The organism is Micromonospora cabrerizensis (genome assembly GCF_022230955.1).
Lineage (GTDB): Bacteria > Actinomycetota > Actinomycetes > Mycobacteriales > Micromonosporaceae > Micromonospora > Micromonospora cabrerizensis.
In genome coordinates this window covers 43,196-58,656 of record NZ_JAKKFI010000098.1, presented here as the reverse complement: position 1 = coordinate 58,656, position 15,461 = coordinate 43,196, and the positions used below count along the sequence as shown (strand labels likewise).

Here is a 15,461-nt window from a genome sequence, read left to right as displayed (position 1 = left end):
GTGTTGACGCCCTGTAGAGCTGCCCCACGGGTGGGGCAGGGTTGATGCGTCATGCGCCGACATCGATCGTCCGCGCGGTCCGCGCGGACGGTTCTCGGCGATCGCCGGGACTTCCGGCGCCCCCTGCCCCATATCCGGGGCAGCTCTACAGGCTGCGCACCAGGCGCCCGCACCAGAGCGGCCCGGTCACCACCCGACGACTACGAGCGAGTTCCGACGACTACGAGCGAGTTCGAACGCTACGGCGTCAGTCCACCCAGGAGCCCCCACGCAGCACCCGGACCACGTTCAGGTCGGCGTCCAGCACCACCAGGTCGGCGCGAAGGCCCACCTGGAGGGCGCCCACCCGGTCGCCCAGCCCGATGGCCCGTGCGGGGGTGGTGGCCACCATCCGGGTGGCGTCGGAGATCGGGATCCCGGCGTCCACGGCGTGCCGCAGCGCGGCGTCCATGGTCAGGGTGCTGCCGGCGATCGCGCCGTCGCGGGCGAGCCGGGCCACCCCGTCGGACACGGTGACGGCCTGACCGCCCAGTTCGTACTCGCCGTCGGCCATCCCCGCGGCGGCCATCGCGTCCGTGATCAGCGCGGCCCGGTCCGGCCCGGCGGTCGCGGCGGCGAAGGTCAGCATCCCGTCGTGCAGGTGCACCCCGTCGGCGACCAGTTCGCAGATCACGGTGGGTGCGTCGAGCAGGGCCACCACCGGGCCTGGTTCCCGGTGGTGCACGGGACGCATACCGTTGAACAAATGGGTGCCGACGCTGGCGCCAGCGGCGACCGCCGCGCGGGTCTGCTCGTACGTCGCGTCCGTGTGGCCGACCGCCGCCACCACCCGCTGCGCGGTGAGGAGCTTGATCGCCTCCAGTGCGCCGTCGCGTTCCGGGGCGAGGGTGACCATCCGGACCGCGCCCCGGCCCAGCTCGATCAGCTCGGTCAGCTCGTCTGTCGACGGGTCGCGCAGGTACTCCGGGTTCTGCGCGCCACACCGAGCCGCGGAGAGGTAGGGCCCTTCGAAGTGGACGCCCGCCAGCACACCCTCGTCGACCAGGGGAGCGAACGCCTCGGTGGCCGCGCGCATCAGCGGGAAGGGCGCGCTGACCAGGCTCGCCAGCAGCGTGGTCGTGCCGTGCGCGAGGTGGAAGTCGGCCGCTGCCCGTGCCTCGGCGGCGTCTCCCGTGGTGAAGGTGTGCCCGCCACCGCCGTGGGTGTGCATGTCGACGAAGCCCGGCAGGATCCAGTGCCCGTCGCGGACCGACGGGTACTCGGCCACCGCGGTGATCCGATCCCCGTCCCACTCGACGCAGCCCTGCCGGATGACACCGGTCGGGGTCACCACGCGGCCGTTCACCCGTGCGGTCATCGTTTCTCCTGGTGGTCACGGACGCCCAGGGCGTCCAGGGCGAGCAGGGCGGCACCGAGGCAGCCGGCCTCGTCGCCGAGGGCCGCCGCGACCAGTCGCGGCTCCCGGTGGAAGGTCATCCGCTCGTGCAGAGCTGCCCGCAGGGGAATCAACAGCCGGTCCCCGGCCTGGGCCAGGCCGCCGCCCAGCACGATCGTCGCCACGTCGAACAGCGCCTGCCCGGTGGCCAGCCCGTCGGCGAGCGCCTCGACGGCCTCCTGCCAGACCTCGCTGGCGAGTGGCTCGCCGGCGGCGGCCCGCTCGGCCACCTCGGCGGCGGTCACCGGAGCGTCGGCTGTCGCACCGGCCAGTTCGGCTGTCCCACCGGCGAGTTCGGCGTAGCGGCGTCCGATCGCGGCGGCTGAGGCGACCGCCTCCAGGCAGCCGGGTCGACCGCAGCCGCAGCGCGGGCCGTCGGGCCGGACCAGGATGTGGCCGATCTCCCCGGCGGCGCCGTGGGCGCCCACGGCGGCCCTGCCGTCGACGACGTGCGCGGCGGCGATGCCGGTGCCGATCGCCACGAACAGCACGTGCCCGGTGCCGCGCCCGGCGCCGAGCCGGGCCTCGGCGAGACCACCGACGCGCACGTCGTGGCCGAGCGCCGTCGGCAGGCCGAGCCGCCGGACCGCCAGGTCCCGCAGGGGTACGTCCCGGAAGCCCACGTTCGCCGACCAGACCGCGACGCCGCGTGCCTCGTCCACCACCCCGGGCACGGCGATGCCGACCGCGATGGGGGTGAGGCCGTCGGCGCGGGCCTTGTCGGCGAGCCCGACGGCTACGTCGAGGATCGTGCCGACCACGGCCGTCGGGCCGCGGGAGGCGTCGGTGGGGTGCCGCTCGGTGCGTACCGCGACGCCGTCCGGCCGGACCAGGGCGCACTTCATGCCGGTGCCGCCGACGTCCAGCGCGACGACCACGCGGTCCGCGTCCACGGCGTGGCTCACGGTGCCGGCTCGGTTCGCGACTGCGGGGCTCGCGAACCCGGCTCACTCCTCGCGCTCACGCCAGCACCACCGACCGGCTCAGGTGCCGGGGCGCGTCCGGGTCGAGACCCCGGCTGGTGGCGAGCGCGACCGCGAAGCGTTGCGCCAGGATCAGGTCGGCCATCGGGTCGACCGGGGTACGACCGGCGGACCAACTGCCCAGCACCGTGCGCCAACCGTGGGTGCGGCTGTGCACGAAGGCCGCGCCGGTGGCGGCCACGTCCTCGGGCAGACCCTCGGGCAGCTCCCCGAAAGCCCAGACCAGCCGGCCGGGCGCGGCGACCGAGATGGGACCGTGCCGGTAGTCCATCGCCGGGTATGCCTCGGCCCAGAAGGTGGCCGTCTCACGACACTTCAGCGCTGCCTCCTGGGCCAGCCCGACCGTCCACCCCCGACCGAGGAAGGTGACCTGCCCGATGGTGGCCGGGTCGATCGGCAGCGGGGAGCGCACCGCCACCTCGGCGTCGGCGGCGAGGGCGGTCACCGGGTCGCCGAGGTGGGCCCGCAGCAGGGCCAGCGCGGTGGTCGCGAAGCGGGTCTGCACCACCGACCGCTCGTCGGCGAAGGGCATGGCCACCGTTGCGGTGGCCAGGTCGACCGCCGGGGACGCCGGGTCGCCGACGATGACGGTGGTGGGTGTGCGCCCGCGCAGCGCGGCGAGCAGGTCCAGCACCTCGGTGGTGCAACCGGAGCGGGTGATCGCGATCAGCCGGTCGTAGTGGCGGCCGGCGGGGAACTCGGATGCCTGGAACGCGTCGGTCTCGCCCTGGCCGGCCTGCTCGCGGCGGGCCGCGTACGCCATCGCCATGAACCACGACGTGCCGCAACCGACGACGGCGACCCGCTCACCGGGGCGCGGCAGGTCACCGCGTACGACGTCGGCCAGCTCCGCGGCCTCCCGCCAGCAGTCGGGTTGGCTCGCGATCTCCGCGTCCACGTACGCCATGGGAAACTCCTTGCAGGGGCGACCGGTGCGCAATACGGCTCGTTAGGCCCGCATTTCGCGCGTTATTCTGCGCGAACGCGGGTGGCCATGGCAACCGACCAGCCGATCGCGCAGGTCGGTCTTTTGCGCCAGCCTAGTTTCGCGCACTAGTGTGCACGCAATCAATCACCGTCCGTGCAGTTTGCTGGGAGGGCCGCCGCGGTGGACCGGTACGCCAGATGGAACGCCCTGCTCGAGATGCTGACCGACAACGGCCGGGTCAGCGTGGAGGCGGCAGCCGAGCGGCTGGACGTCTCCCAGGCCACCATCCGGCGTGACTTCGACCAGCTCGCGCAGCAGCAGATGATCACGAGGACCCGGGGCGGCGCGGTCGCCAACGGCGTCTCGTACGACCTGCCCCTGCGCTACAAGACGGCCAAGCACTCGGCGGAGAAGCAGCGGATCGGCGCAGCCGCCGCCGCGCTCGTCACGCCGGGCACCGTGGTCGGCCTGAACGGCGGCACCACCAGCACCGAGGTCGCGAGGGCTCTCGCCGTCCGGCCGGATCTCAACACCAACGCCGAGGGCGCCCAGCTCACCGTGGTGACCAACGCGCTGAACATCGCCAACGAGTTGCTGGTGCGGTCCCGGATGAAGGTTGTGGTGGCCGGCGGAGTGGTGCGCCCGAAGTCGTTCGAACTCGTCGGCCCGCTGGGCGGGGCGCTGCTGCGTGAGGTCACCCTCGACGTCGCGTTGCTCGGTGTGGACGCGATCGACCCGCAGCTCGGCGCCGCAGCCCACCACGAGGGCGAGGCGGCAATGAACAACCTGATGGTGGCCCGGGCCAAGCGCGTGGTCATCATCGCGGACTCGTCCAAACTGGGCGGGCACGCCTTCGCCCGGATCTGCCCGGTCGAACGGGTGGAGACGCTGGTGACCGACTCCGGTGCCGACCCGACGGTGGTGGAGGCGTTCCGCGCCGCCGGCGTACAGGTCATCTGCGCCTGAGCGGTCACGCTCCGTCGATGAAACAGCCGGATCGGCGCGTCGATGCATACCAAGTATTGCGGCCTTCTGCATACCGCGTATGGTGTCGCCTGTCACGCCCACCCATCGGGGGAGGTGCAGCTTGCCAGCTGTCCTGGAGATCGAAGGTCTACGTAAGACGTACAAGAGTCGTCGACGCGGCACCCGCAACGCGCTCGACGGCTTCGACATGCGGGTCGACGCGGGGCAGGTGCACGGCTTCCTCGGCCCGAACGGGTCCGGCAAGACGACGACGCTGCGTACCCTGCTCGGCCTGATCCGGCCCGACGGCGGGCGGATGTCGCTGCTCGGGCACGAGGTGCCCGACGCGCTGCCCGCCGTCGCCGGCCAGGTCGGCGCGATCGTGGAGAGCCCGCAGTTCTTCCCGCACTTCACGGCACGGGACACGCTGTCCCTGCTGGCCGGTGCCGGTGAGGTGCCGGCCACGCGGGTAGACGAGGTGCTGGAACTCGTCGGGCTGCGCGACCGGTCCGGTGAGCGGGTCAAGACGTACTCGTTGGGCATGAAGCAGCGGCTCGCCGTGGCCTCGGCCCTGCTGAAGAACCCGAAGCTGCTCATCCTGGACGAGCCGGCCAACGGCCTCGACCCGGGCGGCATCCGGGAGATGCGCACGCTGATGCGTACCCTCGCCGAATCCGGCATGACCGTGGTCCTGTCCAGCCACATCCTCGGCGAGATCCAGCTGATCTGCGACTCGGTCACCATCATCTCGCTGGGTCGGCGGGTCGCCTTCGGCCCGGTTGACGAGGTGCTCGCGCAGCACTCGTCCAGTGCGGTCCGGATCCGGCTGGAAGCGGTCAGCGACCTGCCGGCGGCCATCGAGACGCTCACCCGGGCGGGGATCCAGGTCACCGGGCACCCCGACCACCTGATGCTGGCCGGCGTCGACAAGCCGGCCTCGGTGACGCGGCTGCTCGCCGAGCAGAACCTCTATGTCAGCGAGTTGGCGCCGATCGCCGTCGATCTCGAGAGCGTCTTCCTCGAACTGACCGCCACCGCGCCGGTCCCCGGTCAGCACCGGCAGGTCGACGAGTCCATGAAGGTCGGCGGGACGGGTCAGCCCGGCCCCGCCGGGGGAGGGTGGGGCGCGTGAGCCTCTTTCGGACGGAGCTGCGCCGGCTCACCAAGCGGCGTTTCACCCGGTACATGACCCTGCTCGGCCTGCTGGTGCTGGCCGCGGTCGTGATCGGGGTGTTCTTCAGCAACCAGAAAATCGGCGCGGAGCAGCTCGCGCGGGCCGAGGTTCAGGCCGACCAGCAGTACCAGGAGCAGGTGCGCTACATCGAGCAGGAGCGCGTCGCGTGCGAGCAGGCCAAGAAGGCCGGCACGCCCAACGACGGCCGCTACCCGGACGATTGCTCGATGATCACGCCGCCGTCGCGGGACCAGATCGAGGCGAAGTGGTTCCTGCCCTCGACGTTCGACTTCCGGGAGACGTTCGACGAGACGCTGATCCCGTTCGCGGCGATCCTCGCCCTCGTCGGGTTCGTGGTCGGTGCGTCCTTCGTCGGTGCCGAGTGGAGCACCGGCGGCATGATGAACCTGCTGCTCTGGCGGCCCAAGCGGCTCACCGTGCTGCTCACCAAGCTGGCCGCGCTGCTGACCGGCATCCTGGCGGTGACGCTGCCCGCCGCGGTGCTCTGGTTCGCCGGGTTCTGGGCGGTCGCGTCCTTCCGGGGCAGCACCGAGAAGATGACCTCCGGTGTCTGGCAGTCGTTCATGCTGACCGGGGTGCGCGGTGTGGTGTTGGTGCTGGCCCTCACCACCATCGGGTTCGCCCTGGCGTCGCTGGGCCGGCACACCGCGATGGCACTCGGCGGCGTCGTGGCCTTGATGGTGGTCGGCCAGTTCGGCCTGGGCATCCTGCTGTCGATGGCGAACGTCCGCTGGGCCGAGGCCTTCCTGCTGCCCACGTACGCGCTGGCCTGGATGACGAAGACCGTCACCTTGCAGGACTGGAACTCCTGCAACGCGACCTACTACGGAGAGTGCAAGCCGGACACTCTGGACATCACCTGGCAGCAGTCGTCCGTACTGCTCTCGGTCGGGGTGGTGGTGATCCTCGGGGCGGCGCTCTGGGCGATGCGTCGCCGCGACATCTCCTGACCTGACCGAAGTGACGTGACGCGGCCGGCCCGGCCGTCGGGGTTCCCGACGGCGCGGGGCCGGCCGCGCCGCCTGCTGCGTCCCTGGTCGCCCCTGGCTAGGCTGAGCGACATGTCCGCCGACACCACCCCGGCCGCCCCCGAGCCGTCCACCGACGCTCGTCCGGGTGACGCGGCGGGTGGCGCCGGGCCGACCGTCCCGACTCCCCGGCCGGCACCGCCCATCGAGACCACCGACGCGTCGGCGTTGCCCGTCGAGGCCGACGACGATTTGGCGTTTTCCGTCGAGGCCGACGACGAGCCGGCGCCGCCCGCTGACCCCACTGATCCGCCGCCCGGGTTGACCGAGCGGGAGCGGGCCATCCTCGCCTTCGAGCAGCAGTGGTGGCGGCACGCCGGTGCCAAGGAGCAGGCCGTGCGGGACACCTTCGGGGTCTCCTCGACCCGTTACTACCAACTGCTCAACGGGCTGCTGGACAACCCGGCCGCCCTCGCCGCCGAGCCGTTGCTGATCGGCCGGCTGCGCCGCCTGCGCTCGTCGCGCGCCCGCAACCGGCGCCGCTGACCGCGTTATTCCCCGCACGGCTGACTCGTCCCTTTTCTCCCGCCGTTGCCTCGGTGGCGGTCGTCGCGCCGGACGGCTGAACCGCATGTCGGCTGGCCAGGCGGGTAGGCGGCAGGCGTTCCGAGGTCGCCACGCGACCCGGGACTCAGGAGGGGAGCGGGGGATGACGGCTACATCAACGCCCCGGACCCAGCCGAAGCGGGCACGTGCGGTTCTGCCCCGGACGAAGCAGACTGCCCGGGAGTTGCCGGACGCCCTGCGGGGTCGGTGAAGGAGTCGGGAGGGAGCAGGTCATGTCCAGCGATCCGGATCGGATCTGGCGGGAGATCGAAACCACCCGCACCGAGTTGAGCAACGACGTCGACGCGCTGACCGAGAAGGTCAACCCGCGTCGGGCTGCCCGTCAGGTGCAGGGAGAGGCGCATGCAGCCGCCGACGACCTTCGACAGCGCTGACCCGATGGGCGCGTCGGGGCAGGGGCGGATGATGCGGGTTCGCTCCGCGTCCGCGCCGGCTCCGGCCCGGCCGGTCAACGAGGACCTGGTCTTCCGGTTCGGTCCGCTGGTCGGCGTCCTGGACGGCGCGACAGTGCCGGACGGCTTCGACACCGGCTGTGTGCACGGGCCGGAGTGGTACGTCCGGCACCTGGCCGCCCGGATCGGGGTGGCGGAAGCGGTCCGTCCGGCGGCCCGGCTGACCAGCAACCTTGCTGCGGCCATCCTCGCGGTACGCGCCGACCACGGCGGGCAGTGCGACCTCGACCATCCCGGCACCCCGTCGAGCACGGTCTGCCTGCTGCGTGACTGCGGCGACCAGGTGGACTACCTGGTCCTCTGCGACAGCCCCCTGGTCCTGGACACCGGCGGCCAGGTCAGCGTGGTGACCGACAACCGGTTGGACGGGGCCATGGCGGAGCTGCGGGAGACGGTCGCGACCGTGCCGGCCGGCGCGGCGGACCCGGTCACCCGGTTCCGGCACGCCGTGACTCTCCAGCGGGAGCGGATGAACCGCACCCACGGCTACTGGGTCGCAGCCGCCGACCCCGACGCGGCCTTCCACGCGGTGACCGGAAACCTGCCCCGGCACGGCCCGGCGGCGCTACGCCGGGCGGCGCTGCTCAGTGACGGCGCGTCCAGCATGGTCGAGCAGTTCGGGTTGACCGACTGGGCGGGTCTGCTGGACCTGCTGAGCACCGACGGGCCGGGCGCGTTGATCGACCGGGTCCGGGCCGCCGAGCGCGACCACCCCGATCGGCTGCGCCGGCACAAGCCCACCGACGACGCCTCGGTGGTGTTCTGCGAGTTCGAGTAGGCGGATCACGGATTTTCTACCCCCACGGGTGACAACAGAGCGTGAGGAGGAACACCCACGCCGCCCGACCGGCCGGTACGGCTGACCGGACCGCCACTGGATGCCCAATGGGGTGGACTTCAGCCAATGAGGCCGGCAGACTGCGGCACGTGGCGGGTGCGGTCCGGCTGGAGCCGGTGGACGAGCAGAACCTGGAGCCGTTGCTCTCCGTAGCGGCTGCCGAGGCCGAACCGGATGACGTGATGCCTCCGGTCGAGGCGCCCGCCGGTTGGTCGCTCGCCCGCCGGGAGGCGTTCCGGGAGTTTCACCGGGCGAGCTTCGGTGGCCTGGACGGCCCGACCGGTTCCCAGATGTACGCGATCCTCGTCGGCGGCGAGGTCATGGGCATGGTCCGGATGACGCGCTGTGACGAGCCCGGCACGGTGGAGACCGGCATGTGGCTCGGGCGCTCGGCCCGGGGGCAGGGAATCGGCGCTGTCGCCCTGCGCGAGCTGTTGAACGCGGCGGCGCGGGCCGGCATGAGGGCCGTCGTCGCGGAGACGACCCGGGACAATTTCGGCGCGGTCGCCGTACTCGAGAAATGCGGCGCGAAACTGCGCGAGGACGGCGGAAAGGTGCGCGCCGAAATCTGCCTCGATTCGACGCCGCCCGCGCTCTAGGGGTCCTTTCGCGCTTTCGGCTTCTCTGTCGTTCTCCCTGCTCTTGACCGCTGCGATGTCCGGTCTGGGCCCCGTTGTGCCGCCTTTCCGAATGCTCTTCCTCGGCATACCCGAAAATTGTCGTAGCGGTTTCGGAGTAGTACGGCCGGGTACTGCCCGCCGGGTCCGCAGATACGGGACGTCTGATCGAGGGCATGGTTCACGCTGTTCCCCGGTAACCCTGCTCCGACCCGCACCGGGCAGACGTCCGGATCGACCGGGGAGCGTAGGGAGACCTCATGAAGGCCGGAACACGAATCGGACTGGCGGTGGGCTTCGGCTACCTGCTGGGCCGCCGCCGCAAGCTGCGTACGGCGCTCACCCTGGCTGCGGCGGTCGCCGCCGGCCGAGCGAGCCGGGACCCGGGCGGCCTGCTGAAGCGGGGCACGGACGCGTTGCACTCGTCCCCCCAACTGAGCAATCTGGGCCGGCTCGGAGTGCCGCTGGTCAACGCCGGTCGGGCAGCCGCGACCGCCGCTGCCGGCAGCGGCGTCGACGCGCTCACCGGGCGGCTGCGCGGCTCGGCTGACGCCCTGCGCCGCCGCTCCGGTACGCAGAGCGGCTCCGCCGACAACAGCTCCGCCGACAACAGCTCCGACGGCAACGGCTCCGACGGCAACGGCGGCGGCGGCGCGACGAACGACCGCGGTGACTCGACCGCCGGTCAGCGGCGGGGGCGGTGACCATGGCGCAGAACAACCCGGCGGGACTTGGCGACAAACTGCGCGGCCAGTTGGTCGGCGAGGTGCGCAACCTGGCCGGCGCGATCGGTGACCGCGCCGTGAGTGTGGTGACCGAACGGATCACCGGTGCGACCGGTCGGCTGAGCGAGTACGCGCGTCAGGGCGGCGGGCCCGGCCTGATCGCCACAGCCACGGGTGCGCAGAAGTTGGCCGAGGGCGGCTCACCGGTGAAGGCGATGGTGCACGCCGGTGTGGCCGGCGGTAAGGAGAAGCTGATGTCGGCTCTCGGCCGCGCGGGCGGCAAGGGTGGTAAGGGCGGCGCCAAGAAGAAGGTCACCAACATCGTCGAGACGATCGAGGTCGGTGTGCCGGTACGGGCCGCGTACAACCAGTGGACGCAGTTCGGCGACTTTCCGAGCTTCATGAAGAAGGTCGAGCAGGCCGAGAACGACTCGGACGAGAAGATGACCTGGAAGGCGCAGGTCTTCTGGTCGCACCGGACCTGGGAGTCGACCATCGTCCGGCAGGTGCCGGACAAGCTCATCCACTGGCGATCCAAGGGCGAGAAGGGCTCGGTCGACGGCACCGTCACCTTCCATGAGATCACCCCGGACCTGACCCGCATCCTCGTGGTGCTGGAGTACCACCCGCAGGGTCTCTTCGAACACACCGGCAACCTGTGGCGCGCCCAGGGCCGGCGGGTGCGGCTGGAGCTGAAGCACTTCGTCCGGCACGTGATGACCGAGGTGGCGCTCGACCCGGACCAGGTCGAGGGCTGGCGCGGCGAGATCCGCGACTCCCAGGTGGTCAAGGACCACGAGACCGGCCTGCGCGAAGAGCAGGAGCAGCGTGAGCCGGCCCGGGAGCGGCGCGGCGGGGCGCCGGCCGACACCGGGGCCGACGAGTACGCGGAGGAGGAGCAGGCCCAGGAGGAGCCGCGCCGCCGACCGGGCGGGCGACTGCGCCAACGGCCACCTCGACGACCGGCCGAGCCGGAGTACGACGAGGAGTACGAGGCCTACGAGGACGGCTACGACGAGGGCTACGCGGACGAGCCCGACGAGGAACCTCCGCCGCCACCGCGCCGTCGCTTGGCGGACCGCGCTCGACGTCCGGAGCCCCGCGAGGAGCCGCAGCGGCCCCGGCCGCCCGTCCGACGTGGACCGGAGCCGCCGCGCCGACCCGTGGTGCGCCGCCGCCGGGAGGAAGAGGAGTGACGGTGCTGCCCGGTGATGAGGCCGCCGGCGGTGCCCTGGAACGGGTGGGTTCTGCCGGCGGGCTCGCCGACGTGGTGGAGACGGTGCTCGACAAGGGTGTCGTGATCGACGCGCAGGTGACGGTCGGGGTCGTCGGCATCCCCCTGTTGGAGATCAACGCTCGGGTGGTGGTCGCGAGCATCGAGACGTACCTGCGGTTCGCCGAGGCGGTCGACCGGCTGGACATCTCCCCGGACGAGGGCGAAGGGCTGGCCGGCCTCCTCGGAGGTGTCACCGGTGCGGTCCGTGACGTCACCGGGTCGGTGCGGGACGTCACCGGCGCGGTCGGGGACGCCACCGGCAACGTGCGCGACCTCGGGAGGAGCTGAGATGGCGGACGAGACAGGGCTGTTCGTCTACGGGCTGGTGCCGGCCGACGTGGAGGCGACGCCCGACGCCGCCGGGGTCGGCGACCCGCCCGGCGAGGTGACGGTGATCCGGCACGGAGATGTCGCCGCCCTGGTCAGCGCGGTGCCGCTGGACGCGCCGCTCGGCCGGTCGGCCGACCTGCGGGCGTACCAGGAGTTGCTGGACGGGACGGCCGCCGTGGCGCCGGTGCTGCCGGTACGGTTCGGCACCGTGGTCACCGGCTCGGACGCGGTGCTCGACCTGCTCCGACCGCACCACGACCGGTTCGCCGCCGCGCTGGCCGAGTTCGAGGGCAGGGTGCAGTACGTCGTGCACGGGCGCTTCGACGAGCGGGCGTTGCTGCGCGGCATTCTCGACGAGAACCCGGCGGCCGCCAGGCTCGCCGAGCAGGTGCGTGGTCGGGCCGAGGCGGCCACCCGTGAGCCGCGCATCCGGCTCGGGGAGTTGATCAGTCAGGCGGTGGAACTGCGCCGCGAGTCGGAGAACCGGAGGGTGCTCGACACCTCCGCCGAGTTCGTCGTCTCCACGCAACTGCGCCCGCCCAGTCACGAGATGGACGCGGCCCACGTGGCCCTGCTGGTGGACACCGACCGGGAGGCCGCGCTGGTGGACGCGCTGGAGGAGTACGCGCAGGACCGCAGGGGTCTGCTGCGGCTGCGGCTGCTCGGGCCGCTCGCCCCGTACGACTTCGTCGGCGCGCACCAGCTGGCGGGCTGACGGGTGGACCTGCTCTGGGCGCTCCTGACCCTGCCGTACGCGCCGGTGCGGGGCCTGACGGCGGTGGTCAACGTGGTGGCCCGGGAGGCCGAGTCGCGACAGCGGAACCCGGTCAACGTCCGGCGCGAGCTGGAGGAGTTGGACGCCGCCGTGGCGGCCGGTGAACTCAGCGCCGAGGAACGCGACCGGGCCGAGCAGCGGGTGCTGGACCGGCTGACCGGGGGCTCCAGCGGGGCCGGTGAGAGGCGGCGTCCGGCCCGGCGTCGCCCGGCACGCGAGGAAGGAGTGCGCCATGACCGACGACGCCCAGGCCCGGCGGCGTGACCCGACCGCCCAGGGTTATCCCGACGACGAGTACGTGGAGCCCGTCTCGGCGGCCGAGGCGGCCCGGGCGGGTCTGCGGCAACTGGTCGAGCTGACCGGCCGCGAGCCGTCCGTCACCACGTCCCTGGAGGCCACCGAGGACGGCTGGCTGGTCGGGGTGGAGGTCGTGGAGGCACGCCGGATCCCCAATTCCACCGACCTTCTTGGTCTGTACGAAGTGGAGCTGGACATCGAGGGCAGCCTGCTCGGTTATCGGCGGGTGCGGCGTTACCAACGCGGGAAGAGTGAGGTGGGCTGAGATGACCGCTGCGCAGCCGCCGTCGGTGGTACAGAACTCCGGCCAGGTCCTACCCGCCGGTCACGAGCCGGCCAATCTGGGCGACATCCTGGAGCGGGTGCTCGACCGGGGCATCGTCATCGCTGGTGACATCCGGGTCAGCCTGCTCGACATCGAACTGCTGACGCTGAAGTTGCGGCTGGTCATCGCGTCGGTCGACACCGCACGCCAGATCGGCATCGACTGGTGGGAGCACGACCCGTGGCTCAGCTCACGTGCTCGTTTCCCGGTCGAGCCGGGGCCGCGCGACCCGCAGGAGGTCGAAGCGGAGCGACGGCGCCGGGCGCGACGCCGGGATGCCGAACTGGAGGAGTGGGATGGTTGAGGTAGCCGCCGATCTGCGCGTCCCGGCCGCCGGTGCCTGGTTGCACGCTGTGGTCCGCGACACCGAGCCGGCGACGCTGGCGGCGATCCGCGGGATGGAGGGCGGCCCGGTCCGCGCGGTGCCTGCCGCCGGACTTGTCGCCGTGGTCAGCACCGCCTCGCTGGACGAGTACGGCGAGGAGCCACTACGCCGTAACCTGGAGGATCTGGCCTGGCTGGAGCGGGCGGCCCGAGCGCACCACGCGGTGGTCGAGGCGCTGGCCCGTCGGGGGCCGGTGGTGCCGGCGCGGCTCGCCACGGTGCACAGCGACGACGAGCGGGTGGTTGGTTCCCTCGCCGACCGCCGGGCCGAACTTGTCGCCACGCTGGACCGGCTGACCGGGCGCGACGAGTGGGGCGTCAAGGGTTACCTGGTGGCGGGGGCGGCCACCGTGGGCGCGGAGACGACCGGCGCGGGTGGGGTGGGCACGGCGTACCTGCGGCGTCGACGTGCGCAGTTGACCGCCCGGGAGGAACGTCAACAGGTGGCGGGTGCCGCAGCGGACGCGGTGCACGATGCCCTGTGCGAGGTGGCCGTGGCGGGCCGGCGGCACTCCCCGCAGGATCGGCGGCTCTCCGGGGCGTCCGCCCCGATGGTGCTCAACGGGGCATACCTGGTCGACGCCGCGATCCTGCCCAGTTTCACCGAGATGGTCGGTTCGTTGGGTGGTCGACACCCGGGGCTCCACCTGGAGCTGACCGGCCCGTGGCCGGCTTACTCCTTCGTCGTGGAACGACCGGAACCCGCGCTCACCGTACGGGAGTCGGGGTGACCACTGCGCTCGCGCCGAACAGCGCCGACGATCCGCTGGCGTACCGGCCGGTCGCACTGGTCGACCTGCTTGACCGGGTCCTCGCCACGGGCGTGGTGATCAGCGGTGACATCACCCTGGCGATCGCCGACGTGGACCTGGTCCGGATCTCGCTGCGCGCGCTCGTCGCGTCGGTCGGCTCGCTGACGCAGACGGAGGACACCGCATGACCGGGCGGGACGAGGCCACGGAGCTGGCCGCCGCGCTGGGTGCGGATTCGTGGCGGCAGCCCCGGGTGACCCCGCTGGACCGCCGGATCTCCGTCGACCGGGAGTCGGTCGAGCGGGGGCTGGCGAGCCTCGTGCTCACCGTCGTGGAGCTGCTGCGGCAGCTGATGGAGCGGCAGGCCCTGCGCCGGGTGGACCTCGGAGACCTCACCGAGGAGCAGGTCGAACGCATCGGAGTGACGTTGATGGCCCTGGAGGAGCAGATGGTCGGGCTGCGCGAACACTTCGGGCTGGCTCCGGAGGACCTGAACCTGGACCTTGGGCCGCTCGGTCCGCTCCTCCCCACGGACTGACCCCGAGCCGGCCGGCGGTGACCGCAGTGGGCCACCGCCGACCGTCTGGATCAGGCTGGCACGCGGACGATGTCGTAGTCGGTGCTCGGCGTCGACTCCACGTCGAACCGGCCGTTGACCACGTACAACGCTGAGCCGAGCAGATCACCGGTAGCCGGCGACCGCAGTTGCGGGCCGGTGATCTCCCGCTGGACCACCCCGCCGGTGTACCCGGCGTTCATCCGAACCACGGCGATGACGTTGGTCAGGTTGCGGATCACGTAGAGGGTGCGCCCCCGCAGCACCAGCCCGTCGGCCCGTTCCACCGAGTAGCCGCCGAGGTCGACAAGGCGGCTGCCGCCGGTACGCGGGTCGACCCGTACGAGCTGGCCGCTGAGCATCTGCGCGACCAGCAGATCCCCGTCCGGCAGCGCCACGATCCCGTTGTGATAGACGTCCGGCGTCGCGGCCGGGCCGGTGAGCTGGAGGACCCGGAACGCGGTGGGGGCCGGCAGGCGACCACCCGGACCCAGCGGTACGACGTACAGGACCTGCCGTACCGAGTCGGTGAAGTAGACCGCCCGGTTGGTGATCACCAGGTCGTTGACGTAGCTGCCGGGCTCGTCGGTGAACTGGTAGTGGGCCAGCTTGGCGCCGGTGCCCGCGTCGTACACGCTGGCGCCGCCTCCGGAGAAGTCGGCGGTCCAGAGTCGGCCCTGCGGGTCGAGCTTGAGGCCCGCCTTGTCTGTGCCCGGGATGCCGGGAATCAGCACCGAGCCGCGACCGGTGCGTAAGTCGCCCCGCCACACCGCTCCGTCCAGAATAGATCCCACGAAAACGGTCGTCCCGTGACCGATCGTCAACCCTTCGGGGGTGAAACCGTTCGGCAGGGCGATCCGGGCCGGGAACGGCTTCGCCGGATGAGCGGTCGCCGCCGCACCGACCGAGACCAGGGTCGCCGCCGCCACGAGGGGGACGAGGAGGAGAGAGGACAGCTTGCGCAAGGAACACCGCCTGACGTCGCAGTGGACGACTCCACTGAGGAATGTGACGTCGTAGGAACGCCCGGGG

Annotated in this window: 21 protein-coding genes; 17 read left to right on the top strand and 4 right to left on the bottom strand. The window is 72.1% G+C overall.

Annotation, left to right across the window (positions count from 1 at the left end; all coding sequences use genetic code 11):
* Positions 1-247: 247 nt before the first annotated feature.
* From nagA to LADH09A_RS26150, 3 genes are read right to left on the bottom strand one after another with little or no spacing between them, the layout of a single operon-like run.
* Positions 248-1,357, bottom strand: a complete 1,110-nt coding sequence (gene nagA, locus LADH09A_RS26160) for an N-acetylglucosamine-6-phosphate deacetylase (protein ID WP_238648217.1) — start codon at positions 1,355-1,357, stop codon at positions 248-250.
* On the bottom strand, positions 1,354-2,340 hold the full coding sequence (locus tag LADH09A_RS26155; protein WP_308194692.1) for an ROK family protein: 987 nt from the start codon (positions 2,338-2,340) through the stop codon (positions 1,354-1,356). Before LADH09A_RS26155 ends, nagA begins: the two co-directional genes overlap by 4 nt.
* 55 nt (positions 2,341-2,395) lie before the next feature.
* Positions 2,396-3,325, bottom strand: coding sequence for an SIS domain-containing protein (locus LADH09A_RS26150; RefSeq protein ID WP_238648215.1), 930 nt, complete (start codon positions 3,323-3,325; stop codon positions 2,396-2,398).
* A gap of 201 nt (positions 3,326-3,526) precedes the next feature.
* Between LADH09A_RS26150 and LADH09A_RS26145 the strand changes: the two genes are divergently transcribed.
* From LADH09A_RS26145 to LADH09A_RS26065, 17 genes are all read left to right on the top strand, one after another.
* Positions 3,527-4,312, top strand: a complete 786-nt coding sequence (locus tag LADH09A_RS26145; protein ID WP_238648319.1) for a DeoR/GlpR family DNA-binding transcription regulator — start codon at positions 3,527-3,529, stop codon at positions 4,310-4,312.
* A gap of 121 nt (positions 4,313-4,433) precedes the next feature.
* Complete coding sequence (locus LADH09A_RS26140; protein ID WP_274530165.1) at positions 4,434-5,444, top strand: ABC transporter ATP-binding protein; 1,011 nt, start codon at positions 4,434-4,436, stop codon at positions 5,442-5,444.
* Positions 5,441-6,457 carry a DUF2705 family protein gene (locus LADH09A_RS26135; RefSeq protein WP_238648213.1) on the top strand — a complete coding sequence of 339 codons (1,017 nt, stop codon included), beginning with the start codon at positions 5,441-5,443 and terminating at the stop codon, positions 6,455-6,457. The genes LADH09A_RS26140 and LADH09A_RS26135 overlap by 4 nt, the downstream gene beginning before the upstream one ends.
* Positions 6,458-6,568: 111 nt before the next feature.
* Positions 6,569-7,021: a DUF3263 domain-containing protein gene (locus LADH09A_RS26130; RefSeq protein ID WP_238648211.1), complete on the top strand. Its 453-nt coding sequence runs from the start codon at positions 6,569-6,571 to the stop codon at positions 7,019-7,021.
* Positions 7,022-7,314: 293 nt separating this feature from the next.
* Positions 7,315-7,476 (top strand): DUF3618 domain-containing protein, encoded by a 162-nt coding sequence (locus LADH09A_RS26125; protein WP_238648209.1) that lies wholly within the window; start codon positions 7,315-7,317, stop codon positions 7,474-7,476.
* Positions 7,445-8,332, top strand: a complete 888-nt coding sequence (locus LADH09A_RS26120; protein ID WP_238648208.1) for a hypothetical protein — start codon at positions 7,445-7,447, stop codon at positions 8,330-8,332. The genes LADH09A_RS26125 and LADH09A_RS26120 overlap by 32 nt, the downstream gene beginning before the upstream one ends.
* A gap of 149 nt (positions 8,333-8,481) precedes the next feature.
* Complete coding sequence (locus LADH09A_RS26115) at positions 8,482-8,991, top strand: GNAT family N-acetyltransferase (protein WP_238648207.1); 510 nt, start codon at positions 8,482-8,484, stop codon at positions 8,989-8,991.
* A 278-nt stretch (positions 8,992-9,269) separates the two neighbouring features.
* A complete protein-coding gene (locus LADH09A_RS26110; protein ID WP_238648206.1) occupies positions 9,270-9,713 on the top strand; it encodes a hypothetical protein in 444 nt (147 codons plus the stop codon).
* 2 nt (positions 9,714-9,715) lie between these two features.
* Positions 9,716-10,930: an SRPBCC family protein gene (locus tag LADH09A_RS26105; RefSeq protein ID WP_238648317.1), complete on the top strand. Its 1,215-nt coding sequence runs from the start codon at positions 9,716-9,718 to the stop codon at positions 10,928-10,930.
* A 2-nt stretch (positions 10,931-10,932) separates the two neighbouring features.
* Complete coding sequence (gene gvpJ / locus LADH09A_RS32210; RefSeq protein ID WP_238648205.1) at positions 10,933-11,298, top strand: gas vesicle protein GvpJ; 366 nt, start codon at positions 10,933-10,935, stop codon at positions 11,296-11,298.
* 1 nt (position 11,299) lies between these two features.
* Positions 11,300-12,055 (top strand): GvpL/GvpF family gas vesicle protein, encoded by a 756-nt coding sequence (locus tag LADH09A_RS26095; RefSeq protein ID WP_238648204.1) that lies wholly within the window; start codon positions 11,300-11,302, stop codon positions 12,053-12,055.
* A gap of 3 nt (positions 12,056-12,058) precedes the next feature.
* A complete protein-coding gene (locus tag LADH09A_RS26090) occupies positions 12,059-12,379 on the top strand; it encodes a gas vesicle protein GvpG (RefSeq protein WP_238648203.1) in 321 nt (106 codons plus the stop codon).
* Positions 12,348-12,677, top strand: coding sequence for a gas vesicle protein GvpO (locus LADH09A_RS26085; RefSeq protein WP_238648201.1), 330 nt, complete (start codon positions 12,348-12,350; stop codon positions 12,675-12,677). The genes LADH09A_RS26090 and LADH09A_RS26085 overlap by 32 nt, the downstream gene beginning before the upstream one ends.
* Before the next feature lies 1 nt (position 12,678).
* Positions 12,679-13,041, top strand: a complete 363-nt coding sequence (gene gvpJ / locus LADH09A_RS32205; protein ID WP_238648200.1) for a gas vesicle protein GvpJ — start codon at positions 12,679-12,681, stop codon at positions 13,039-13,041.
* Positions 13,034-13,852 (top strand): GvpL/GvpF family gas vesicle protein, encoded by an 819-nt coding sequence (locus LADH09A_RS26075; protein WP_238648199.1) that lies wholly within the window; start codon positions 13,034-13,036, stop codon positions 13,850-13,852. The genes gvpJ (LADH09A_RS32205) and LADH09A_RS26075 overlap by 8 nt, the downstream gene beginning before the upstream one ends.
* Positions 13,849-14,061 (top strand): gas vesicle protein, encoded by a 213-nt coding sequence (locus LADH09A_RS26070; RefSeq protein ID WP_238648198.1) that lies wholly within the window; start codon positions 13,849-13,851, stop codon positions 14,059-14,061. Before LADH09A_RS26075 ends, LADH09A_RS26070 begins: the two co-directional genes overlap by 4 nt.
* Positions 14,058-14,411, top strand: coding sequence for a gas vesicle protein K (locus tag LADH09A_RS26065; protein WP_238648197.1), 354 nt, complete (start codon positions 14,058-14,060; stop codon positions 14,409-14,411). The genes LADH09A_RS26070 and LADH09A_RS26065 overlap by 4 nt, the downstream gene beginning before the upstream one ends.
* A gap of 50 nt (positions 14,412-14,461) precedes the next feature.
* On the opposite strand, the gene LADH09A_RS26060 is transcribed toward LADH09A_RS26065, so the two are convergent.
* Entirely contained in the window at positions 14,462-15,358 is an 897-nt protein-coding gene (locus LADH09A_RS26060; protein ID WP_238648196.1) for an SMP-30/gluconolactonase/LRE family protein, read from the bottom strand.
* Between the last annotated feature and the right edge of the window lie 103 nt (positions 15,359-15,461).